The organism is Persicimonas caeni (genome assembly GCF_006517175.1).
GTDB lineage: Bacteria > Myxococcota_A > Bradymonadia > Bradymonadales > Bradymonadaceae > Persicimonas > Persicimonas caeni.
The window spans coordinates 3015695-3039877 of sequence record NZ_CP041186.1; the positions used below are offsets into that span (position 1 = coordinate 3015695).

General features: G+C 64.9%; 17 protein-coding genes. 12 read left to right on the forward strand and 5 right to left on the reverse strand.

Annotated features, from left to right (window positions below; all coding sequences use genetic code 11):
• Positions 1-29: 29 nt before the first annotated feature.
• Complete coding sequence (locus FIV42_RS11090) at positions 30-2249, reverse strand: response regulator (protein ID WP_141197750.1); 2220 nt, start codon at positions 2247-2249, stop codon at positions 30-32.
• A 212-nt stretch (positions 2250-2461) separates the two neighbouring features.
• On the opposite strand from FIV42_RS11090, the gene FIV42_RS11095 reads away from it, so the two are divergent.
• The 3 genes from FIV42_RS11095 (at position 2462) to FIV42_RS11105 (ending at position 5449) form a co-directional block, all read left to right on the forward strand.
• Positions 2462-3535 (forward strand): Gfo/Idh/MocA family protein, encoded by a 1074-nt coding sequence (locus FIV42_RS11095; protein ID WP_141197751.1) that lies wholly within the window; start codon positions 2462-2464, stop codon positions 3533-3535.
• A 3-nt stretch (positions 3536-3538) separates the two neighbouring features.
• Entirely contained in the window at positions 3539-4579 is a 1041-nt protein-coding gene (locus FIV42_RS11100; protein WP_141197752.1) for a diacylglycerol/lipid kinase family protein, read from the forward strand.
• Between the two features lie 126 nt (positions 4580-4705).
• Entirely contained in the window at positions 4706-5449 is a 744-nt protein-coding gene (locus FIV42_RS11105) for a hypothetical protein (protein WP_141197753.1), read from the forward strand.
• A 369-nt stretch (positions 5450-5818) separates the two neighbouring features.
• Here FIV42_RS11105 and FIV42_RS11110 read toward each other — a convergent pair whose 3' ends face one another.
• The 3 genes from FIV42_RS11110 to FIV42_RS11120 all read right to left on the reverse strand — a co-directional run bounded on the left by FIV42_RS11110 (position 5819) and on the right by FIV42_RS11120 (position 11198).
• Positions 5819-6181: an Hpt domain-containing protein gene (locus FIV42_RS11110; protein WP_141197754.1), complete on the reverse strand. Its 363-nt coding sequence runs from the start codon at positions 6179-6181 to the stop codon at positions 5819-5821.
• A complete protein-coding gene (locus tag FIV42_RS11115; protein ID WP_141197755.1) occupies positions 6178-9459 on the reverse strand; it encodes a response regulator in 3282 nt (1093 codons plus the stop codon). Before FIV42_RS11115 ends, FIV42_RS11110 begins: the two co-directional genes overlap by 4 nt.
• An 89-nt stretch (positions 9460-9548) precedes the next feature.
• The gene (locus FIV42_RS11120; RefSeq protein ID WP_141197756.1) at positions 9549-11198 is read right to left on the reverse strand and encodes a Glu/Leu/Phe/Val dehydrogenase dimerization domain-containing protein; all 1650 of its coding nucleotides are present in this window, start codon (positions 11196-11198) and stop codon (positions 9549-9551) included.
• A gap of 120 nt (positions 11199-11318) precedes the next feature.
• On the opposite strand from FIV42_RS11120, the gene FIV42_RS11125 reads away from it, so the two are divergent.
• The 5 genes from FIV42_RS11125 (at position 11319) to FIV42_RS11145 (ending at position 16148) form a co-directional block, all read left to right on the forward strand.
• Positions 11319-11531, forward strand: coding sequence for a hypothetical protein (locus tag FIV42_RS11125; RefSeq protein ID WP_141197757.1), 213 nt, complete (start codon positions 11319-11321; stop codon positions 11529-11531).
• Positions 11528-12364 (forward strand): ATP-dependent sacrificial sulfur transferase LarE, encoded by an 837-nt coding sequence (larE, locus tag FIV42_RS11130; protein WP_141197758.1) that lies wholly within the window; start codon positions 11528-11530, stop codon positions 12362-12364. The genes FIV42_RS11125 and larE overlap by 4 nt, the downstream gene beginning before the upstream one ends.
• A gap of 199 nt (positions 12365-12563) precedes the next feature.
• Positions 12564-13322: a nickel pincer cofactor biosynthesis protein LarB gene (larB, locus tag FIV42_RS11135; protein WP_141197759.1), complete on the forward strand. Its 759-nt coding sequence runs from the start codon at positions 12564-12566 to the stop codon at positions 13320-13322.
• 393 nt (positions 13323-13715) lie between these two features.
• A complete protein-coding gene (locus FIV42_RS11140; RefSeq protein WP_141197760.1) occupies positions 13716-14741 on the forward strand; it encodes a hypothetical protein in 1026 nt (341 codons plus the stop codon).
• A gap of 78 nt (positions 14742-14819) precedes the next feature.
• On the forward strand, positions 14820-16148 hold the full coding sequence (locus FIV42_RS11145; protein WP_141197761.1) for a hypothetical protein: 1329 nt from the start codon (positions 14820-14822) through the stop codon (positions 16146-16148).
• Between the two features lie 197 nt (positions 16149-16345).
• Here the strand turns inward: FIV42_RS11145 and FIV42_RS11150 are convergent, their stop codons facing one another.
• Positions 16346-17119, reverse strand: a complete 774-nt coding sequence (locus tag FIV42_RS11150; RefSeq protein ID WP_141197762.1) for a DUF695 domain-containing protein — start codon at positions 17117-17119, stop codon at positions 16346-16348.
• Between the two features lie 311 nt (positions 17120-17430).
• Here FIV42_RS11150 and larC point away from each other — a divergent pair, with 311 nt between their 5' ends.
• From larC to FIV42_RS11170, 4 genes are all read left to right on the forward strand, one after another.
• Positions 17431-18627, forward strand: a complete 1197-nt coding sequence (larC, locus tag FIV42_RS11155) for a nickel pincer cofactor biosynthesis protein LarC (protein ID WP_141197763.1) — start codon at positions 17431-17433, stop codon at positions 18625-18627.
• 285 nt (positions 18628-18912) lie between these two features.
• On the forward strand, positions 18913-21213 hold the full coding sequence (locus FIV42_RS11160; protein WP_141197764.1) for a WD40 repeat domain-containing serine/threonine protein kinase: 2301 nt from the start codon (positions 18913-18915) through the stop codon (positions 21211-21213).
• Between the two features lie 160 nt (positions 21214-21373).
• Complete coding sequence (locus tag FIV42_RS11165; RefSeq protein ID WP_141197765.1) at positions 21374-23011, forward strand: peptide chain release factor 3; 1638 nt, start codon at positions 21374-21376, stop codon at positions 23009-23011.
• A gap of 188 nt (positions 23012-23199) precedes the next feature.
• Entirely contained in the window at positions 23200-24108 is a 909-nt protein-coding gene (locus FIV42_RS11170; RefSeq protein WP_141197766.1) for a DMT family transporter, read from the forward strand.
• The last annotated feature ends 75 nt before the right edge of the window (positions 24109-24183 follow it).

The following is a 24183-nucleotide window of genomic DNA, read 5'->3' on the forward strand; positions in this document are numbered from 1 at the left end:
CAGCACGCGCCCCCGCCCGATACCGTAACTTATACCGTCGCCGGCTTGCGCGCCTTGCGCGTGCGGCCGGCGGCGACCTTTCTGACCTGCTGGCGCACCTCGTCGAGCAGCGCATCCTGGTCGCGCCCCCCCTTGGCCAAGATCTCGGAGACTCCCGTGCGCAGACGCTCCTCGTCCTCGGCGGTGAGCTCCTTGGCGGTGACCACCACCACCGGCACGTCCGCGTAGGCGTCATCTTCGCGGAAGTGGCGCAGGAATTCGAAGCCATCCATCTTGGGCATCATCAGATCGAGGAGCACCAGGTCGGGGTCGCTCTCGGCGAGCTTCTCGAGGCCGACCTGACCGTTTTCGGCCTCCACGATCTGCCAGCCCTCTTTGGCGAGCACCCGGCCGATCAACGAGCGGGTCGGCTCGTCGTCTTCGACCAGGAGCACCTCGCCGGCCTCTCCAGCCTCTGCGGCAGCAGAGTCGGCGCTTCGGTACGGCTGCAACACATCGAGCAACTGCTCGCGGTCGACCGGCTTGACCAGAAAATGGTCGGCGCCCAGCGCGTAGCCGCGCTTGCTCTCCGAAACCATCGTGATCATCACCACAGGCGTGGCCGAAAGCTCGGGGTGCTCCTTGAGCTTGGCCAGCAGGGTCCAGCCGTCCATCGACGGCATCATCACGTCCAGCGTGATGACGTCGGGCGCGAGCTGCTCGGCGAGCAGCAGGCCCTCGGAGCCGTTGGCGGCGGTGGCCACCTGAAAGCCCTCGCGCTCGAGCACGCGCTGCAGCAGGTCGCGCATGGTCGGGTCGTCGTCGATGACCAGTACGACCTCGCCGTCGCCGCCCGACAGACGCGGCTGCGAGCGCGCGTCGCCCCCGGTGGACGCCTCGGCGTCCCCGTCGGCTTGGCCGTCGAGGTCGGCGGAGAGCTTCACCGTAAACGTGCTCCCCTCGCCCGGGGTCGACTCGACGGCGATCGAGCCGCCGAGCAACGAGCAGAAGTGGCTCGTGATCGTCAGGCCCAACCCGGTGCCGCCGAACTCGCGGGTGGTCGACGAGTCGGCCTGCGTGAACGCCTCGAAGACCTTGTCGAGCTGCTCGGGGCTCATGCCCACGCCGGTATCCTCGACGGTGAACTCGACCTGGGTGCCATCGGCGCCCCTGGCCGCGCGCAGCACCACCGAGCCGCCGGTGGTGAACTTGCAGGCGTTGCTCAGCAAGTTGAACAAGATCTGGCGCACCTTCGTGGTGTCCGAGCGCATGTAGCGCAGCTCGTCGGCGACCTCGATGGTCAGCGTGTTGTCGTTCTTGTTGGCCAGCGGGCGAATGGTGCCGCCGATATCGTCGAGCAACTCGGCCACGTCGAACAACTCGACGTGGGTGGTCATCTTGCCCGCCTCGATCTTCGACAGGTCGAGGATATCGTTGATCAGCGCCAGCAGGTGCTTGCCGGCGGTGCGGATGCGCTCCAGGTCGGGGACGAACCCGGTGACCTGCTCGACGCCCTCGACCTCGTCCTCCTCCATGAACTCGATCTCTTCTTTGATCATCTCCGAGTAGCCGATGACCGCGTTGAGCGGTGTGCGCAGCTCGTGGCTCATGTTCGCCAGAAACGCGCTCTTGGCGCGGCTGGCCTCGACGGCCTTGTCACGCGCCTGCTGCAGCTCTTCCTGGCGCTCGCGCATCTTGTGGATCAACCACTCCTGCAGGTGATCTTTGAGCAGGAAGATCACAAACACCGACACGCCCAGGCCCACCAACTCGATGAGCTCCAGGATCGCCATGATGCTCGGCCCGAGCACTGGCTCGAGCTCGTAGCCTGCCATGTCCACGCCGATGTAGACGCCCCAGGACACCAGCACCACGACCATCCAGCGCACCGCGGTCGACGTGTCGCGAAACAACGCGGCGAATAGCGGCACGAAGATCAGCCAACTGAGCACGGGGCTGTTGATCCCGCCGAGCAGATAGGCCAGCCACACCAGCAACACGAACAGGGGGCCGAGCACGAAATGGGCGGCCAGGGACATCTTGCCCGTGTACCGCAGCACCAGCGGCGCCAGAAGCGTGACCATACAGCACGACAGCACCGCGACGGCCCCGGTGGTAAAGCCGCCCCAATAGTAGAAGCCCGACACGATCGGCCCCCACAGGACCATCGTAAAGACGGTCTTGAGCGCGATTTCGGCGCGTCGCAGCGCGAGTCGATTTTCTTTGGCGAAGAAGTGTTCGGGGATGAACCGATGAATCAGATTGGTCATACTGCTGTCGAGCGCACAGGAGTTGCCTGCCGCCCCTCCCTGCTGCACGTGCTTACTGCAAATACTACTGCGCGGGCAAAATAGCACCAAAGTGGAGCGTCCACGAGAAATTTCCCGGCGCGCCCACCTCGCCCCACCCGATCTTTGACAATCCGCGACGCCCAAAGTTATAAGATGGTAAGGTTAATCCCATCCCGCTCTTGGAGCAGTGCATGGCACAGTTGAAAGTCGGCATCGTGGGTGCAGGAAGCATCGCAGAACTGCACGCAAAGGGTTACGAGAAGGATCCGCGCGCCGAAATTTTCGCCGTGTGTGACCGAGACGAAGACCGCGCGATCAGCAAGTCTCTCGCCTGGGGCGCCAAAGCTTATTACACCGACTACGCAGAAATGCTGCAGAATCCGGAGATCGACGCCGTCGAGATCCTGACGCCGCATCATCTGCACGCCTCGCAGGCCATCGACGCGCTGCACGCCGGCAAACACGTGTGTGTCGAGCGTCCGATCGCGCTGACCCACGAGGAGGCCACCCAGGTCGTCAAGGCCGCGCGCGAGTCGGGCCGCGTGCTGCAGGTCTACGAGCCGTGCTTGTTCTACAAGCCGCTTCTGGACGCGCGTAACCTCATCGACGCCGGTGAAATCGGACGCCCCACCAATATCCGCGTGTCCGCCAACATCGGCCGGGCGACCAGCGGCATCTGGGACTTCGCCAACGGCGGCGAGCACATGTGGCGCTTCGACCCGCAATTGTCGGGCGGCTCGCCGATGCTGTTCGACGTGGGCTACCAGACCTTCTGCATCTCGCTCTTCCTCATCGGCACGGTCGACAAGGTCGACGTGTGGCGAGGCGAGACCGAGGTGGGCGACAACCTCAAGCTCGACGCGCCGACGGTGGCGATGTGGAAGCACTTCCAGCAGGAGTGCTACGGCACGCTGCACCTGAACTACGCCCCCGAGCGCAAGCTTCGCACCGACTACCACCCGCTCGAGCTCAACATCACGGTGGGCGGCACCCGCGGCGACATCCACATCATCCGCAGCTCCGACCCGACCCAGCTCGAGTCGCCCGTCGAATTGCGCCGCGACAGCCGCAAGGTGTTCTACGGCCAGAAGTCGACGGCCTTCGAGGACAGCTTCGTGCGCGCGACCCGCAACTTCATCGCCGCCTGCGTGGGCGAGGACGACCCGCTCTTGGGCGGCGAAGAGGCCCAGCAGCTGTTGATGCTCACCCGGGCCTACCACGAGTCGTCGCGGCGTGGACGCGCTGTGAACTTGCAGCACGGGTGATCGATGTCTTCAGTCACATCCAGCCGCGTCCGCGTGGTCCGCACGCCCGGGCGCTACGCCGTACTCCTCAACGCCCGCGCCAAAGGTTGGACGGGTAAGCTGCACCACGACATCCAGCGCTTCGTCTCGTCGCAAGACCTGTACCTGACCGACGATTTCCGCCAAGCCGAGCGCACCGTCGACAAGCTCATCGCCGCCGACTACGACGCCATCTTCACCGGCGGCGGCGACGGCACCATCTGCTACCTGATGTCGGCGATCGAAGAGCGCATCCGCGCCGGCAAGGTCAGCCGCGACGACGCCCCGCCGGTGGGCGTGTTGCGCATGGGCACCGGCAACGCCATCGCCACGTTCGTGGGCGCCGGGCCGGTGACCGAAGACCTGCGCGCGCTGCGCGCCGGCGCCCCCCTGGTCGTCCACGAGGTCGACATGCTCGAGGGCGCCGAGGGCCTGTTCCCCTTTGCCGGCATCGGCTGGGACGCCGAGGTCCTGAACGACTACGAGTGGCTCAAAGACGCGGTGCGCGACACGGCGGTGGAGAACTACGCCACCGGCTTTGGCGGCTACTGGATGTCGCTCATCTCGCGTACCATCCCCAAGGCGCTCCGCCAAAAGCCGGTCACCATCACGATCACCAACACCGCCGACGAAGCCCTACGCATCGACCAGAGCGGCAACGTCATCCGCACCTACGAGCCCGGCGAGGTGATCTTCGAGGGGCCGGTGAGCACCTGCGCCCCGGCGACCATCCCCTACTGGGGCTTCAAGATCCGCATGTTCCCGCAGGCCGCCACCCGCCCCGGCTTCGCCCACCTGCGCTGCTTCGACGGCACCGTGCCCTGGATCTTGAGCCACCTGCACAAGTACTGGAAAGGCGAGTTTCGCCCCGAAGACATCGACGACTTCCTGATCAAGCGCGTCGACGTCGAGGTCCACGACCGCGCGGTGCCCTACCAGGTCGCCGGCGACGGCGTGGGCTACGAGCGTCGCGTCGAATGGAAGGTCGCCGACGCCCCGGTACGCCTGGCCGTGCCGATGCACTAGCGCCTCCCCCCCTCGACACCGCCCCCCACCCGCTGCTAGAGTCGACCCCTACGCACCACATGGTATGCCGGAGATCACCGCTGCTCGATCTCCGGGGGGAAGAACAACAGCACACGAGGAGGCACCGTGGTTATCCGTAAGTCTTTGCGAAAGCTCAAAGAGTTCATCGATCTGTCCATCCCGCTCATCGAAACCCTCGAGGTCGACGACGACGTCGCGCCGGTGCGCGACCTGACCGTGGCGCGCTATAAAGGGGTGAGCCAGCAGATCGACACCCAGATCAAGTCGGTGAGGCAGGAGAGTGTCGAGGCGAAGCAAGCCGGTGACGCGCTCGACGCCGCCGAAGGCGACGCGGTCGACGCCTACGACACCATCTACAAGGGCCTGCGCATCGCCCACCTGCAGGCTCAGGTCAGCGGCGAGTCGACCGCCGCGGACCACGTCGACCACTTGGACCGGTTTTTGGAGGGCAACAACACCAGCGACTTCGAGCGCACCACCGCGTCGGCCAAGGTCGGCTACCTCGAGCGGGCCTTCCAGTTCCGCGACCAATTCCTCGACGGCACCATCGACGCGGGGCGCATCGCCGCCGCCGAGCAGGCCCTCGAGCGCCTGCGCGGCGCCCAGACCCAGTGGGCCAAGGAGACCCAGGAGGCCCGCGACGCCGACGTTCACCTCGACGCCCTCGAGGAGCGCGCGCGCACCGAGTACTCCGCCGGGCGCGACTGGATTCGCGGCTGTCTGCGCCTGCTGGGCCGAGAAGACCGACTCGGCGACATCATCCCGCCGCTGCGCGACATCTACCGCACGAGCTCCGACGCCGACGAGCCCGCCCCCGCGCCGAGTCCCGAAGAACCCACGCCCGCCTGAGCCCGCCCCGCCCGTCGGGCGCCGCCGCACTTCGATGCAGGCGGTGCCCGACCCCGTCAGTCTGCCCGTGCATGTGGCTGCAAACCCTCAACCGCACCGTCAGCCCCCCGCCGAGGCGCATACACCGCCCCACCGACGCCGTCGGTCACTCGCCTAGGCGCATGCACCGCCCCACTGACACCTTCCGTCCCGCCGCCCCTCGCATGCACGCGCCGCCCACGGCCGCGGCGCCCCTTTGCAGCCACCTCGCGCGCAGCCTGACGGCACCAGTCACCCTTTGCACCGACATGCACGGCATCGCCGACGGCGCCAGTCACCCTTTGCACCGACATACACGGCATCGCTGACAGCGTGGGCGCCACGCGCCCCTCACAGCCGTCGCTCCAACTCCGGCACCAGCTTGTCCATCTCGTCTTGCAGCTCGCGCAGGGCGATGTCCGAGCCGTCGAGGGTTTCGTTCTTGCCCATCTGCGACAGCGAGCTGGCCACGTGGCTGACCCGCCGGGCGCCAAAGATCGCCGCCGAGCCCTTCAGGGTGTGCGCGGCGCGGCGCAGCAGCGTGAAGTCGGCGCGGGCGACGCCCTGCTCGATCTCGTCCATCATCTGGGGCCACTGCTCCAAGAAGATCTCGACGAGTTCGTCGAGCGTCTCCTCGCTGCCGGCCACGCGGTCGAGCGCCTCGTCCCAGTCGACGACTTTTTCGCCCTCGGGGGGTCTGATCGACGTGCTCATGAGCTCTCCTCGGTGTGAGTATCTTCGGGTTGCGATTCGTCGGGTTCTGATTCGTCGCGTTGTGATTCGGACACAAGCCGCCCGTCGGCCACCCGCTCGAGCACCTCGTAGACCGTCTCGGCTTTGACCGGCTTGGCCACGTAGTCGTCCATGCCCGCGGCCAGGCACCGCTCGCGGTCGCCCTTCATGGCGTGCGCGGTCATGGCGATGATGGGCACGCGCGTATCCGAGCCCTCCTCGCGGCGGCGGATCTCGCGGGTGGTCTCGAAGCCATCCATCTCGGGCATGCGCACGTCCATCAAGATGACGTCGTAGGCGCCCGGCTCGAAGGCCTGCAGGGCGGCCTTGCCGTTGTCGGCGATCTCGATCTGGTGGCCCTGCCGCTCGAGCACCCGCTCGATGAGGCGCTGGTTGACGCGGTCGTCCTCGGCGACGAGCACCCGCAAGGGACGCTCGGCGGCGGCATATTCGTGCGGGCGGCGCGTGCGCTCGCGTCGGGCCCGATCGCTCTTGTCGAGTGCGTCGCACACCGCCTTCCACAGCTCGCGCTGCTTGACCGGCTTGGTCAGGCTGCGCACCACGCCCAAGTCGTCGTATTGCACCGGGTCGAGGGGCACGAGGCCGGCCGACGACATCAACACGATGGGCACGTCGCGGTATTCGTCGCTCTTTTTGAGCGCGCTCGCAAACTCCTTGCCGGTCATGTGGGGCATGACCTGGTCGAGCAGGATGACGTCGAAGGGCTCGTCGGACTCCTCGCGAAGCATCGCCAGGCCCTGCGGGCCGCCCGGGGCCAGCGTGACGTCCATCCCCCAGTGCTCGAGCAACTCGCGCAGCATGCGCCGATTGAGCCGGGTGTCGTCGACGACCAACGCGCGCCGACCGGTGACCTCCTGGGTGGGAATCTTCTGGTCGGCGGGCAGCTCCTCGATGCCGAAGCGCGCGGTAAAGTGAAAGGTGCTCCCCTGGCCGAGTTCGCTGTCGACCCAGATCTTTCCGTCCATGGCGTGCACCAGCCGAGACGCAATCGTCAGCCCCAGGCCGGTGCCGCGCTTGGCGTCGCTGATGGCCGAGCCCTGGCGAAACGCCTCGAAGATCTTGTCCTGCTCGTCGTCCGAGATCCCCACGCCGGTGTCCTGAACCTCGAAGTGCAGGCAGATCTCGTCGTCGGCGCGCCACTCGACCTCTGCCTCCACGCGCACCTCGCCGGCAGGGGTGAATTTGATGGCGTTGCCGACCAGGTTGTCGATGATCTGGCGAAGCCGCAGGCGGTCGCCGATAAGGTAGCTCGACGGAAGATCGACCGGGACGCGATAGCCCAGCTCGACGCCCTTTTCGTGGGCGCGCACTGCCTGGGTCTGCAGTACCTCGGCCAAGAGGTCGCATAGCTGGAAGCGCGCCCGCTCCAGGGTCAGCTCACCGGCCTCCATCTTGGACAGGTCGAGGATGTCGTTGAGCAGCCTGAGCAGCGAATTGGCCGACTGGTCGATCAGCGAGACGTACTCGTGCTGCAGCGGGTCGAGGCCCGTGTTCAACAACAGCTCGGTGAACCCGACGATGCCGTTCATGGGCGTGCGAATATCGTGGCTCATATTCGCCAAAAACTCGCTCTTGGCCTGATTGGCCTCCTCGGCGCGCTCCTTGGCGCGGCGAAGCTGCTCTTTGGATTGGGCGAGCTCGAACAGCGAGCCCTTGAGCTCCTCCTCACGCGTCCTGCGGGCGGTGATATCCTCGGAGATCCCCATCACGTACGCCGGCTCGCCGTCGGCGTCGAAGATGGGCATCTTTTTGGTGTGCAGCACGCGCTCTTCGCCGTTGTGGGCGAAGACTTTCTCCTCGGAGATGTCGATCAGGCGCCCTTCCTGGAGCGCCTGCAGGTCTTTCTCGCGGCAGAATTCGGCCTGCTCGGCAGGGAAGAGGTCGGCGTCGGTGCGCCCGACGATCCGATGGCGAGACATGCCCATGATCTCTTCGCCGGCGCGGTTGACACGCTCGTAGGTGAGGTCATCGGCGCTCTTGACGTAGATCATCAGCGGGATGTTCTCGATGATATCGTCCAAGAACTTCTCGGAGTGGGCCAACGCGTCCGTGCGCTCGCCCAGGGCGCGGTGGGCCTCCTGGAGTTGGTTGGTCGCCTTGTCGACCTCCTGCTGGATGCGCTCGGCGCGGTTGACCGCGACGGCCACCAGCGCAAACAGAAGCCCGGTGCCCAAGATCCCGCCGCCCAGCGCCAGGGCCGGCGCCAGGGTGCGCTGGCTTTCGATATAGGCGGGCGTCGGGCGCAGGTCGAGCAGCCAGCGCTGGCCGGGCACCTCGATGCGCTCGCGGTAGTTCAGCCAACCGGGCAAATCCGACAGCAAGACGCTGTCGCGCTCGTCGCCCGCGGCGTCGATGGCCCACGAATAGCTGTACAGCGTCTCGAAGCGCTGGCGGCCGGTCGGGTCGAGCAGGCGCAGGTCGATGGCCGCCGGAGGCAGGTCGCGTAGCGCCCCCTCGACGATCTCGTCGAGGTTGTAGACCACCCCGACGAAGCCCTGCAGGTTCTGGCGCCGGTAGGGCACCGTCTGCACCGAGCTGTGGGCCACATACACCGGGTAGATCCCGGCCACGAAGGTGTGCTCTTGGGGCAAGCTCGGCAGCTCCAAGGGCGCCGAGATGATGGGCGTGCCCCCGTCGCGCGCGCGCCGCATCGCACGGCGCACCACCGGAAGCGAGCTCACGTCCAGGCCCAGCACCGACTCGGGGGGCTGGTTGCGCATCTGGGCGAACAGGATCGGAAAGTAATTTTGCTGCTCGGGAGCAGCCTGAGGCGCGCCCTGTTTGTCGAACACGCGCAACCCGTAGTCGGGATGCACGGCGGCTTGGCCGGCGCGCTCGTGCGCCACGCGTTGCTCGCCGGGCACCCGCGGGATCCAGAACAAGCCCTGCACGCTTCGGCGCTCGACCAAAAACGGGGTGGTGAACTCCTCGAAGTCGAGCGGGCCGACGTTCTCGATGGCCGTGTACAGCGCGCTGAGCCCGCGCAGCACGCCGAGTTGCTCGTTGAGCTCGAACTGGACGACCTGGGCCTGCTGGGCGGCGTCGCTGCGAAACTCGGTGCGCACCATCTGCTCGTCGCGGTAGCTGAGCCACTGCCAGCCCACGATCGCTGCGCCCAGGCCGATGATGGCGACGAGGCTCGGGATGAGCCATCGCCTGCCGAAGAGGCGAAGACGCGAGTAGTCGCGCTGGGGTCCCACCGCGGGGGGCGGGACTGCGTCTTCGACGCCTGCTGTCATGGTTACTCCTTGGGGTTACTAAAGGTTACTTAGGGTTACTTGGGGTGACTTAGGGTGACTTAGGGTTACTTAGGGTTACTAAAGGTTACTTAGGGGAAGAGGCCGCGGATGAGTTTGGCTTTGACGACGCGCTCGACGCCCTCGAGCATGGCGGCGGTGCGCAGGTCGACGTCTTCGTCGCGCGAGCGCTCGAGGGTGCGGTGGAACGCATTCGCCAAGAGCTCGCGCAGGCGCTCGTTGACCTGCTCGAGCGACCACATGTAGTTCTGGGTGCCCTGGACCCACTCGAAATACGACACGGTCACGCCGCCGGCGCTGGCCAAAAGGTCGGGGACGACGAAGACGTCGCGGTCGCGCAAGATATCGTCGGCCTCGGTGGTCGTCGGCCCGTTGGCGGCCTCGGCCAAGATGCGGCAGCCCAGCCGGGGGGCGTTCTCGGCGGTGATCTGGTTTTCGACGGCCGCCGGCACGAGCACGTCGCAGTCGAGCTCCAGAAGCTCGGCGTTGCTCAGCGCGTCGCCCTCCGGGTAGCCCTCGACGTGGCCGTGCTCGTCGACCCAGCGCCGAAGGTGCTCGACCGACAGCCCCCCGCTGTTGTAGGTGCCCCCGGAGCGGTCGCTCACCGCCAGCACGCGCACGCCGGCCTCGTCGAGAAAGCGCGCGGTGTGATAGCCCACGTTGCCAAAGCCCTGTACGGCGGCCGTCGCCCCGTCGAGCTTCATGCCGACGACGTCGGCGGCCTCCTCGACCACGTAGACCAGGCCGCGGCCGACCGCCTCCTTGCGCCCCTTCGAGCCGCCTAAGACCACCGGCTTGCCGGTGACCACCGTGGGCACCGCAAAGCCCTTCTGCTCGCTGTAGGTGTCCATCATCCACGCCATGACCTGCTCGTCGGTGCCCATGTCGGGGGCGGGGATGTCGCGGTCGGGGCCGATGATCTCGAAGATCTCGGAGGTGTAGCGGCGCGTGAGCCGCTGCAGCTCGGGAAAGCTCAGCGTGGTTGGGTCGATGCGCACCCCGCCCTTGGCGCCGCCGAACGGCAACTCCATGACCGCGCACTTCCAGGTCATCCACATCGCCAGCGCCGACACTTCGCCCAGGTTCATCCCCTCGTGGTAGCGCACCCCGCCTTTGGTCGGACCCATCGTGAGCACGTGCTGGACGCGGTAGCCGAAGACCGTCTCGACCTGGTCGTACTCGTCGCGGCGAAACGGAAACGAGACCAGCTGGGTGCGCTGCGGAAAGAGCAAGCGCTGGCGGATATTGTCGTCGATGTCGAGCATCTGCGCGGCCTTCATGAACTGCTGGTGGGCCAGGCGAAGCATCGGCGAGTGCCACTCGCTGGCCCGCGCCCGGGTGCGCTCCAGGGCATAGCGCACCGCGCGATCGAGGCGCGCGGCGCTCATCTTGTCTTTGACGATGTAGTCGAAGGCGCCCGCGTCGACCGCGCGCACGGCGATGTCCATGTCGTCGACGCCGGTGAGCACCACGATGGGCACGTCGGGGGCGTTGGCCCGCACCCGCGCCAGCGTGTCGAGGCCCTGGCTTTCGGGGAGCACCAGGTCGAGCAAGATCACATCCGCCGGCTCTTTGGCCAGGTGGGCGAGTGCGGGGTCGAGCCCCGCAAAGGTCTCCACCTCGTAGGGAATCCGACCGCCCGCCGAGATCAGCCGCTCGACCAGCCGGCTGTGAAGCGGGTTGTCCTCGACGAGAACGATGGTAGTCTTGTTTTCGCGCATACAACCCCCGGAACGACACCGGTGAGAGACCCAGTTACAAGCGCCGAAGCAAGCCGCGCCAGCACACGCAGAAACTAGTCACGCGGCCGCCGTTTGCTAAGCGATCCCAAAAGGATACAGATGACGCGCATCGAAGAAATTTGTACGCAGGGCGGGCTTCGGGTCGCCGAGATTCGCCAGGCCGGCGATGTGCTGGTGGTGGTGCCCGCCTCCCTCGAGGCGCTCCCCTCGGCGGACGCGCTCGAAAAACTCGCCGAGCAGTTGCGCGAGGCGTCGTCTTGCCGGTATGTCACCGTGGCGATTGACGAAGCGAAAGCGATACAGGACGCATGACCCAGCCATTAGCAGCACAGCTCGAGCACAAGGTGGGCGCCATCCTCGACGAGATGGCGAGCATGGAGAAGATCGTCGTGGCGTTCAGCGGCGGGGTCGACTCGACGGTGGTCGCCGCGCTGGCCAAGCGCGCCCTGGGCGACGGGGCCACGGCGGTGACCGCGGTCAGCGAGACCCTGGGCGGCCGCGAGCTCGAAGAGTCCAAAGAGATCGCCCGCGAGATCGGCATCGCCCACCGGCTCATCGAGTTCAGCGAGCTCGACGACCCGCGGTTTCGGGCCAACACCCCGGCGCGCTGCTTCTTTTGCCAGTCGATGCGCTTCGACCAACTGCGCAATATTGCCGAGGCGATCGACTGCGACGTGCTCGCCTCGGGCACGAACTTCTCGGACACCGGCGACCACCGCCCCGGCCTCGAAGCGATGGCCGAGCGCCGCGTCTACCAACCCCTGCTCGACCACCAGATCGACAAAGACGGCGTGCGCCAGATCGCGCGCTGGCTGGGGCTATCGGCGTGGGACAAGCCCGCCAAGGCGTGCCTGTCGTCGCGCATCCCGCACGGCCTCGAGGTGACCAACGAGCGCCTGCGACGCATCGAGCGCGCCGAGGACGTCCTGCACGACCACGGCTTCGAGCAGTACCGCGTGCGCGACCACGACGGCCTCGCCCGCATCGAAGTCGCGCCCGACGAGATGACTCGCCTGCTCGAACCCGAGCGGCTGCGCCAGATCGCCCGCGGCGTCAAAGACGCCGGGTTCGCGCAGGTCGTTGTGGATATGACGGGGTATCGGTCGGGGAGTTTGAATCCTGTGAAGGGGCGCGTCGGTTCTTGAAAGTGCTATTTGAGGCGAGGGCGAACGACGCCCTCGCAAACTACAATTTGGGGGTCGTTTCAATGCGGCTCTTGTGGTGATTGAAACGACCCTCAAATTGTAGTTCCGCGCCGCTGTTCAGGCGCCCTAAATAGCCGGCGCCCCTCATCTGCAAGGCCATCTCTTTCGACAAACGACCCACTCTTTCGACAAACGATCCATGACCACCAAAATCAGCCAACTCCTCCAAGCGTTCAAACAAGGCGACGTCGACGAAGACGAAGTCATCCAGCGGCTGGTGCGCCAGCCTTTCGAAGAGCATATGCTGGGCCGCTTCGACCACCACCGCGAGGCCCGCACGGGCATCCCGGAGGCGATCTTGGCCGAGGGCAAAGACCCGGCGGCCGTCGCCGACATCTTCGCCAACTACCTGGAGCGCGACGAGCAGCTCATCGCCACCCGCGTGACCGACGCCATCGTCGACGCGCTGGGCGAGTTGATGCCCGAGCTGCACTACTTCCCCGACGCGCGCATCGTGGCCACCCAGATGCCCGAGCCGGCCGAAAGCCGCCACACCGTCATGGTCATCTCGGCAGGCGCGCTCGACCGACGCGTGGCCGAGGAGACGGCGGTGACCTGCCAGCTCTTGCGCAACCCGGTCGACCGCGTCTTCGACGTCGGCGTGGCCGGGCTGACGCGGTTTGCCACCGAGCTCGACCGCTTCGACAAGGCGGGCATCATCATCGTGTGCGCCGGCATGGACGGCGCGCTCCCCAGCGTGGTCGGCGGCCTGGCCGTCCAGCCGGTCATCGCCGTGCCCACGAGCGTGGGCTACGGCGCGAGCTTCGGCGGCGTCGCGCCCCTGCTCACCATGCTCAACTCGTGCTCGCCGGGCACGGCGGTCATGAATATCGACAACGGGTTTGGGGCGGCGGTGTTGGCGACGAAGATGAATCAGTTGGCGTGTAGAACGGCGTGAATCCCTTGCTTTTTGCAGGGGCCCCTTCGCCTCGCAAACCACGCTCGGCACTTCCCCCTCGCGCTGGAAAACGCGCGGGGGAAGGGGATTGCATGTCTGAGTCACTCTTCTTTCCTGTAACTCTAAACCACTCTCCTTTCCTGCAATCCCCCTCCCCGAGGCGCTGTTCAGCCTCAGGGGAGGTGTCGGCGAAGCGTAGCTGAGCCGACGGAGGGGACCCCTCAGCAAGCAAGGGATTGCGCACTTGACCTCTCCCCCCCCCACCTCGGCTAACCTTCAACAGCACTCGCGAATTCGCGAGTCAGCAACGCCGCAACTCTTCGCGGCAGTGTTCCAGTTTATTTTCTGAATTTGGGAGGGACTAGGAAGTACGCTAAGCTTTGGTCAGCCGCCATGTGTGCTGTGTTTGTGCCGCTGCTTGCATCGCAGCAAGCCAGCGCCGGCGAGTTGAGCAGTTGCACGAGCAACTGCGCGTGCACCGCCGAAACGAGTCTGGGATATGACAGCTGCACGACGATTTCGGAATCCGAGCTTGTCGACGTCTCGGACCCGCTCGCGCTTCGCCAAGCGCTCGGGTTGACGACCGTCTACAATGCGAACACGAACAAGTACGAGATCAGCTATGACGTTGCGACACCCGATACGATGATTCTGACGCTGCACTCCAACGGAGGTCAGTGGGCGACGACCAATGACCTCAACGATTATGTCAACGCGCTGCTCTTCGGACCGGCAGGACCGCCCGATTCCGGACTCGGCGCGGTCAACATTTGCGAGCTCAACGACATCGGCTTCTTGTCGCAACAGGGTTTCTTTGGGCGCTGGGATCAGTTCCAGAAGAGCTGGGCAAATTTCCAGGCGCAAAATGTGCTATACGCCGCCATCTCTGACACGGATGGTGATATCTATGTCGACGGTGAAGCATTCGCGCCCCTGAGCGGCACCCTGCAGGAGCAGTACTGCGACGACCACACGAATGCCGACAACGTGTACGCCGAGCAGTGCTCGAACTACGAAGACCCGAAGAGTGGCTATGGCGGCGGCTTGGAGGTCTGCGGCGATACCGTCGAAGGCTCGGTCCGGCAGGGACCGACGGCTTGGACCGACCTGCACGACCTGAAACGCGACAATGTCTCGTTCAAGATTGAAGAATCCTGGGAGCAGGGACAAACCGGTCGCCAGTTTCGTATTCGGCAGGTCACGGAGACGATGAGGCTTCGCAGCGACTTCTTCTACGCCGGAGTTCAACAAGGAGGCCGCAAAGACAGTGGCACCTTGTCTGGACAGACCGAACTCCATCAGTCCGCTCCGGGCGCTGCCAACGGAGTATGCTCTCGTGGTGAAGTCGATGAGGGGCAGTTCAAGTTTGGAATCGATACTAGCGTAGGAAGCGCGCCAAGCAACTGCAGCTTCGAGTGAATCATTATTCTGGCCTACATTCGTGGCAGCAGCCCTTCTTGTCTTGGAGACGGGGCTGCTGCCATTCTAGGAGATGCGATGAAGCTCGACGTTACAGAGGTGCTTCACCAGCTCGACGCTAAACCTGTGGTGCTCCTTTTGCTCGCTGTGCTGGTGACAGGTTGTGACGAGCAGCCACGGGAAAAACGCGATAGTGACCCCAGCAATTCAACTGACGTGACCGACACGAAAGTGATTGACGCTGATGCTCGCTCAGCCAGCGACGACACAGATATCAGTACCGATACCGAAGAAGCGGGAGATGGCGTTACCACCGACGCCACAGACAGTGGTGGCGATAAGGACGCCTCGGCGCTTCCAAGCTTCTTTTTTCGAGAGTCATACCTTTGTGACGCGACGGGCAGACCCGCTTTGCGGCACGAAGTCGGTTATACATTTCGAGAGCTCGATCGCGGCGGTGGAGGCCCCCTAACCGCGCAAGACGTACGCGAATTTCGCGGAGGAGAGATCGATGTCGACGGCGGATGGATGTCGGCACCGGCTTCACTCGACCCGGGAGAGAGAAGTTATGCCATGTGGACAAAAGACGGCGAGGACCTCACTCTCTATACGGGCACTTTTACTAAGGAGACGCAGTTAGACGGTGCCACTCTCTCGGTGACAGCCATGGTAGATTACGAACCCGTGAGCGCGACCTATCGACTGTGGGACCCGGAACGCGAGCAACTCCTTGAAGAGACGACAGCCACGGGAATTCATGTGCCCATGGATACTCAGGTCGAGGTCGTCGACATTGTCATCCCAGCGGAGACGTTCGATGAAGATCGGATGTACGAGATCGCGGTCGCTCACGTCGCCGACGGGCAAGACAAATGGATCGAACGCAACTTCTTTCGCGTCACGCTCTACAAGCAAGGCTACGACTTGCCTGCGCATCCGTGTTTTGAGCCCGCACTTCCTAGTGATCGCACCCCCGTGGAGCAGGCGATCGTCGCCAGCCACCACTATGGCACAGTGACTCTCTATCCGTCCGATCTCGAAGACCCTGCTGAACTGAAGTCTCCGATCTCGGCGAGACCGGGTGAAGAGATGACAATCGAGTTCTTTGTGGTCAATTCGACTCTGCCCTATGCAACAAGTATTGGCCTAGTGCCGCTCCTCAACGGAAAACCGCTGGACAAGCGGTGGTTTTACGTTCGCCCGAGCTATGACGATGCTGCCGGAAGCGTCCAATACCGCGGCGAATTCGAGGTGACCCTGCCAAGCGAACCGGGCATCCACGAGATCACGATGACCCGGTGGGAGTTCCCGTTCATGCCCATCGAGAACGAGCGCGGGATCAAGACGAACACGCCCTATATGCGACACGGCGGCGGCAGCCGCACGCTTCGGTTCGACGTGCAGTGAGCGACGACCGTAGATCAGTTGGCATCTTGGTATAGCACTCTTCGCAGTAGCGCGGCGCTATTGAAGCGGACAAACAACAATTTTGGGGTCGTTTCAATGCGGCTCTTGTGGTTGATGACACGACCCTCAAATTGTTGTTTGTCTGCTCAAATAGCCGCCTTGCAGATGAGTACCGCCATCTATTAGGGGCGCCTGCACTAATGCTGCACGTGCCACCCCTCGTACTCCCCGCCAAAACGCGACGTGAGCTTGAACAGCTCGCGCACCAACTCGTCCATCTGCTCGATGGTGACCGACTCGGCGCGGGTGATCGTCAGGCCGTACTCGACGTCCTCTTCGTCGGCCTCTAGCGGGACGTCTTGGTCGGGATAGTGCAGCGCGAAGCCATCGTCGGCGACGGTCTCGGCGAACGCGTTGCGGTCGTCGGGGGAGGTGAACCAGACGGTGTGGTCGACGGGGCGTGCGTCGTCGGTCGACTGGCCGAGCTCGGCCAGCTCGCGCACGGTGCGTCGGTTTCTGAGCAAGAACCGCTCGACCTGCGAGGGGCACAGGAACTCGCGGTAGACCGACCAGCCCGGGTCGTGTTGGGCGCGCGCGTGCACTTCGATGTCGGGAAAGCGCTCCGAGATGGCCTCTTCGAGCTGCTCGGCCAGGGGTTCGCGCGAGTAGATGAACCACTCGGCCGACTGCAGCGAGGAGACCGACCCCACCAGCACCGCGCTCTTGGTGGCGCTGCCGGTCAGCGGCGAGAAGAGCTGCTTTTCGATGTCGTAGCCCGACTCGGCCGGAAAGTGGCCGGCGGCCTTGGCCTCGTCGTTGTCGGCCGGCGCCGAAACCCGAAGCGCGGTCACCCACGGCAGCGCGTCGATGGGCACCTCGTCTTCGAGTTGCAGGTCGACGCCGATGATCGTCTCGGACGAGCCGACACGCCGCGGGAATGTTTCGATCTGGGGGGTGTAGTTTGGGAACATAATGGGTTGGGAATCGGAGTCATTGCTTTGTGTGGCCCCCCATCCGCCTCGCGCTAAACTACGCGCTCGGCACCTTCCCCGCGGGGGAAGGGATTCCCCTGCGAAAAGCTACGTGGTTCAGGCGCGCTAGGAAATCCCTTCCCCAAGGGGAAGGTGCCCGAAGCGAAGCGGAGGGCGGATGGGGGACGCCGAAAAGCTACGCCTTGCTTTCCCCAGCGCGAGGCAAAAGGGGCACTGCAAATCTACTGCGCTTCAACACGAAACATGCTATCCCCACCCCGTCATTACAAGCAAACACTCCCGAGACCACCATGAAACACATCCACATCGACATGCTCGGCGGCATCGCCGGCGATATGTTCTTGGCCGCCGCCATCGACGCCGACCTCGTCGACACCGCCGCCCTGGAGAGCGCGCTCAGCTCGCTGGGCGTCGGCGATATCCGCATCGTGACCGAACGGGTGCGCCGCGGGGCGATCTCGGGCACGCACGTGCACTTCGAGGGGTGGGATCCGGCCGAGGAGCGCGACCACCGCCACCTGTCGACCATCTTGGAGATGCTCGACACGAGCGGGCTCGACGCGGCCGTCAAAGCGCGCGCCAAAGAGATGTTCCAGACGCTGGGCGAGTCGGAGTCGAAGGTCCACGATATCCCGCTCGAGACGGTGCACTTTCACGAGTGCGGCGCGCTCGACTCGATTTTTGACTTCGTGTCGGCCGCCTTCATCATCGAGACGACCGGGGCGAGCTGGTCGGCGAGCGCGGTGCCGACCGGCAGCGGCACGGTCGAGACCGACCACGGCACGGTGCCCGTGCCGGTGCCGGCGACCGCCGACATCCTCAAGGGCTTCGAGCTGATCGCGCGTCCGGTGCAGGCCGAGCTGGTCACCCCCACGGGTGCGACGATCCTGAAGACGCTGCGCGGGATGAACCCGGGCTTCGATCGACCGCAGGCCACCGTCTCGACGGTGGGCTACGGCTGCGGCACCCGCGAGCTCGCCGAGTTCTCGAACGTGGTGCGCTTTTTGGTGTTGGAGACCGAGGCCACCGGCGACGAGGCGGACGAGACGCGCGACGTCGTCGCCAAGCTCACCTGCGAGATCGACGACATGCAGCCCGAGCTGTTCCCGAGCGTGGAGGCCAAGCTATTCGATGAGGGCGCGCTCGATGTGGTGCGAGAGCCGGTCTACATGAAAAAGGGCCGCCAGGGCATCCGCCTGTCGGTGCTGTGCCGGCCCGCGGACCGCGACCGCCTCGCCGACGTGCTCTTTCGCGAGACGACGACCTTCGGGGTGCGCGTCGAGCAGGTCGAGCGCCTCAAGCTCGCCCGCAAGATCTTGGAGGTCGAAACCTCCGCAGGCACGGTGCACGTCAAGGTGGGCTACAAGGACGGCAAAGTGTTGAAGGCGACCCCCGAGTATGAAGATTGTCTACGTTTGGCTGCCGAGACCGGCACGCCGGTGCGTGAGATTTATATCGACGCGCTGACGGCGGCAGCGTCTCACTGACGACTAGTTGAGGCGCTTGCCAAAGTCCCCCCCTTCCGCTAGTTAGTACCCACTAACTTACATAACGCACCGCGTCATTCTAACCGAGTGTACGCGCTGTAAAGATCTTATTAAGAAGAAAAACTAAAAGTTCCTTTTAGTGCGCTCAAAGCAAGCTGTGTAAGCGACGAGTGGACGACGTAACCAGTTGTAGTGACTGGAAAAATCACTATACTGGCGAATCTGTCGCAGGACATTTATCGGGGGGCGTCACTGACCGGGTTTTTACTCCCGAGGCAAGAGATCATGGGCACCAACTGGAAAGATCAGCAGGCGTTGCGCAGGCGCGCCGACAACCTATTGCGGCACTTTTGCGAGAAGTGCACGTCCTTGCGCGCCGAGGCCGACGAGAGCTGCCTCGACTGCGGCAGCGACAGGCCCCGGGGCGGCTGGGTGCCGTTGATCGGCGCCTACGACCCGTTCTTGGGGCGCATCCTCAACGAGCGCTACCTGATCAGCAAAATCGAGGGGCGCGGCAGCTCCTCGACCATCTACCGCGCCGAATCGCTGACGGTGCCCAAGCGCTTCGCGATCAAGATGGTCAAGCTGTGGCACTCCGAAAAGGGCGTCACCGAAGAGGTGCGCGCTCGCCTCGAGCGTGAGGTGCGCGCGGTGGGGATGCTGCGCAACCCGCATATCGTGCGGGTCTACGAGCTGTTGGAGCTCAACGAAAACTGGATCGCGCTGGTCATGGACCACATCGAGGGAGACACCCTCGAGGAGCGCATCGATGCGCAGGGGCCGCTCGACGTCGATCGCGCGCTGGCGCTGCTGTTCCAGGTGACCAACGGGCTGTGTGAAGCCCACGACGTGGGCATGATTCACCGGGACATCAAGCCGGCGAATATCATGCTCGAGCGGCTGCCCGACGGCGAGGACTTTGCGTACCTGCTCGACTTTGGCGTGGTGCGCCTGGACGGAGAGACCAAGCTGACGCGCGGGTTCTTGGGGACGCCGCTCTTTGCGAGCCCCGAGCAGGCGACCGGCGGTGAGCTCGACGGGCGAAGCGATATCTACAGCCTGGGCGCCACCCTCTTCTACATGCTCACCGGGCGGCCGCCGTTCGAGAGCGACAACACCCTGCAGGTGCTCAAGGCCCACGTCCAAAAGCCGGCGCCGACGCTGTCGCAGGCGTGTCCGAAGCGCAAATTTCCACGTGCGCTCGAGCGGCTTGTGGCGGCCATGCTGGCCAAATCTCCCAGCGACCGCCCCGCCGACCTGTACGAGGTCATCGACGCACTTCGCAGTACCCGCGAGGCCTCCGACGCCGAGGAGCTCGCCGACGCGGACGCATTGCACGAGCCGACGCCGGCCGAGTCCGCCGACCTGACGAACCAGTTGGCGGTCGAGGACTCGTACAACGGCGCTCGCCGTACCGAGTTGGGCACGGATCTGGACCCGACCGAGTCGCTCAAGGCGACCATGGCCTTCCAGGATCGCCCCAAGACGGTGCTCGGCCTGCGCCACGGGCTCGGCGAAGCGCCCGACACCGACACCACGGACAACGAAACCGCGGACAAAAAAGGGAAGGTCGACGAGTGGCGAACTCAGCGCGATAGCGGCCAGCTTCGCTCGCTGAACGAGACGAACCCGCGCGGCTTCGATCGCCCCGCGACCAACCCGCGCGGGCACAAGCCGCCGCGAGACATCGAGGTCAAAAAGACCCTGCAGTTCTTGCCCGACCCCACGCAGGTCGGCGTCGACGCCGACGAGGAGCTCGAGCGTGACGAGCCTGCCGGCGCCGCCATCGTCGGGCGGAAACGGGACGCGAACAAAGCGGCCCCCAAGAAGAACGACACCGGCTACCCGTTTGCGCGCACCGTGCGCCTCAGCGGCGCCAGCAGCGAGCGTCTGATCGCCTTTGTCGACACGCACAACGAGATCTGGACGGTCGGCGACGGGCGCCTGGTGCCGGTCACCGTGCCCAGCAGCCGGATTACGGCGGTCGCCGCCAGCGAGGCCGGCGCCTTTGTGGGCACCGCCGATGGCGCGATCTGCTCGATCGACGCCGACAACTCCGAGCTCGAGCGCCTCTTCTGCGACGCCGAGGGCCGCTCGTTCACCGCCATGGCGGCCACGCGCTCGGGCAGCACCCTCTTGGCGGCCACCGCCGACGGCGCGCTCTTTTTGGGGCGGCTTCGCCACCACCGCGAGCGCTGGCTGTCGCTGGCGGCCAACCGGCCGATCACCAGCGTGGCGGTCACCGCCATGGGCGGCATGTTCGCCGCCGCGTCTGCCGACGGGCTCATCCGCGTCGCCTCGACCGAATCGCCGGGCACCGCCGTGGCCAAGCTGACCGCCGACGGCGCGGTGCGCGACATGGCCTTCTCGAACGACGGCCACCTTCTGGCCGTGCTCCTCGACGACGGCCGCCTGCCGATCTTCCAAGTCCTGTACGGCAGCCAGATCTCCGAGCTCACCCCCGACTGCCCCACCCCGCGCAGCCTGTACTTCTCGCGCGAGAATATCCTGTACGGCGTGTGCACCGCCGACGGGCGCATCGGCCGGTGGAATCTGACCACCGGACGGGCCGCCGAGCGCGAGTGACAGGCACGAATAAATCGGGCGCTTCGCTTGTACTTGTGGGGGCGGACGATTAATAAGAGACGCCGTTGTTGTTCGGTGCGAGGGCATCCCTGCCCTCGTCAACCAGGGCAAGATGCCCTGGCACCGATAAAATTCGTTCTCGCTTGCCAGAGACGTACTCGTGAGCAGCACACCCACCCAAAAACAACTCGAGCGCGAAGTGGGCCGACGCCGCACCTTCGCCATCATCTCGCACCCCGACGCCGGTAAGACGACCCTTACCGAAAAGCTTCTGCTTTACGGCGGGGCGATCCACCTGGCCGGCAGCGTCAAATCGCGCCGAGCGGCCAAGCACGCCGTCAGTGACTGGATGGAGATGGAGCAGGAGCGTGGTATCTCGATCACCTCGAGTGTGCTGCAGTTTCCGTACGGCAAGAACTCGATCAACCTGCTCGACACCCCCGGCCACGCCGACTTCTCGGAGGACACCTACCGAACGCTGGCGGCCGCAGACAGCGCGGTCATGCTCATCGACTGCGCCAAGGGCGTCGAGCCGCAGACCGAGAAGCTCTTCAAGGTCTGCGCGATGCGCAAGCTGCCGGTGTTCACCTTCGTCAACAAGATGGACCGCTACGGGCGCCAGCCGCTCGAGCTGATGGAGGAGATCGACAACGTGCTGGGCATCCCGGCCGTGCCGATCAACTGGCCCATCGGCATGGGCAAGGACTTCAAGGGCGTCTACGACCGCCGCGAAGAAAAGGTGATCTTGTTCGACTCGGAGGGCACCCACGGCGAGGCCATCGTCGAGACCGAGAAGCTCGACCTGGACGATCCCAAGCTCGAGAGCATCCTCGGGCCCAAGCGCTACGAGAAGACCCTCGAGGAGATCGAGCTTCTGGAGATCGCCGGCGAGCCCTTCGACCTCGAAAAGGTGCGCAACGGCGAGCAGTCGCCGATGTTCTTCGGCAGCGCGATGACCAACTTCGGCGTCCAGCCCTTTTTGGAGGCGTTCATCGAGATGGCGCCCTCGCCCGGCGAGGTCAAGGACCCGCCCGTCGAGCCCACGCGGCCCGAATTCTCGGGGTTCGTCTTCAAGATTCAGGCGAATATGAACCCCAACCACCGCGACCGCATCGCGTTCGTGCGCATCACCTCCGGCCAATACACCCGCGACATGCACGCCAAGCTGGTGCGCGAGGACCGCGAGCTCAAGCTCTCCTACCCGCAGCAATTCATGGCGAGCGACCGCGGCACGGTCGACGAGGCCTACGCCGGCGATATCCTCGGTCTGTACGACCCGGGCTACTTCAAGATCGGCGACTCCATCTCCAACGGTGACCCGGTCGAGGCCAAGGACATCCCGCGCTTCAGCCCGGAGCACTTCTCGGTGGTCGAACTCAAGGACCCGCTGCGCCGAAAGCAGCTCGAAAAGGGCCTCGACCAGCTCTCCGAGGAGGGCACCATCCAGGTCTTCCGCCAGCCGCACCTGGGCAACCAGACCATCGTCGGCGCCGTCGGTATTCTGCAGTTCGAGGTGCTCACCCACCGCCTCGAGCACGAGTACAACGTCAAAGTGCGCCTGCGCAGCTTGCAGTTCAAATACGCGCGCTGGATCGAAGGCGAGTTCGACGAAGCCAAATTCGAGCGCCAGGACTACACGATGGTCCTCAAGGACAAGGACGATCTGCCCATCGTCTTGTTCCGCAACGACTGGGCGCTGAACTTCGTCAAGCAGAACCACCCCGACCTGAAGCTCCTGCCGAACCCTCCGGGCACCCCCGGGCTGGAAGAATTGCACGGTAAGGGCTGGGACTTCTAATACCCCCGCGACCGCGACCGCGACCGCGACCGCGCCCCGCTGTTCCACTGCAGATGTGGTCGATAAGGCAACTACGCTGGAATCGAGCTCATACGCTCATCCAAGGCAAGTTGCCGTCGTCGAACGCATTGCAGTCTTAACGACGGGGCGCGGGCGCGGACGCGGGCGCGGGCGCGGCTCGAGACACCATGCCACGCCAACTCCCCGCCCCACCCTCCAAGCCGGTCGCCTACGCCCTGTTGATCGTCACGATGATCATCTGGGCGTCGGCCTTCGCCGGCCTGCGCTTTGTGCTGCGCGAGCTCGACGCGTTTACGCTGACCGTCTTACGCATGCTCATTGCCACCGGCGCGCTCGTCGCCATGGGTCTCATTTTCAAGACCCCTCTGCCCGAAAAACGCGACCTGCCCGAGATCCTCGGAGCGGGCTTCTTGGGCTTTACGCTCTACCATCTCGCGCTCAACTACGGCCTCGAGTTCGTTACCGCCGGCCAGGGCTCGTTCATCATCGCCACGATTCCGATCTGGACGAGCATCCTGGCAGCGCGCTTCTTGGGCGAACGGGTCACCATCAAAACCTGGTTGGGCATGGGACTTGGGCTCTTGGGCGTGGCCTACATGAGCCTCGAGCCGGGCAAGATGAGCATCTCGGGCGGCAGCTTCATCGTGTTGTTCTCTGCGTTGTGCGCCGGCGGTAACATGGTGCTGCAAAAGCGGCTCTTGAGCCGCTACCGCGCGCTCGACGTGTCGGTCTACGCCACCGTCGTGGGCACCGTCCCCTTGCTCTTCTTGCTGCCGAGCGGCATCGACGCCATCGCCGAGCTGAGCACCACCGGCTGGCTGGTCACCGCGTACCTGGGCATCGTCCCCATCGCCATCGGCTACTACCTGAGCACGCTCGCCATGAACGCGCTGCCGGCCAACCGCACCGCCCAGATGCTCTTGCTGGTACCGCCCATCGCCGCGGTCATCGCCTGGCTGACGATCGGCGAGGAGCCGGGCACCAAGCTGGTGGTCGGCGGACCGATCATTTTGGCAGGGGTGTTGCTGGGGAATCTGGAGCGCAAGAGGAAACGCGCTCCCAAAACCTCCCAATAGGCCAAACGCCAATCTTAATTGCGTAAATAGGCCGGCTCCCACGACGCAAACGTCAATCTTAATTGTGTAAATAGG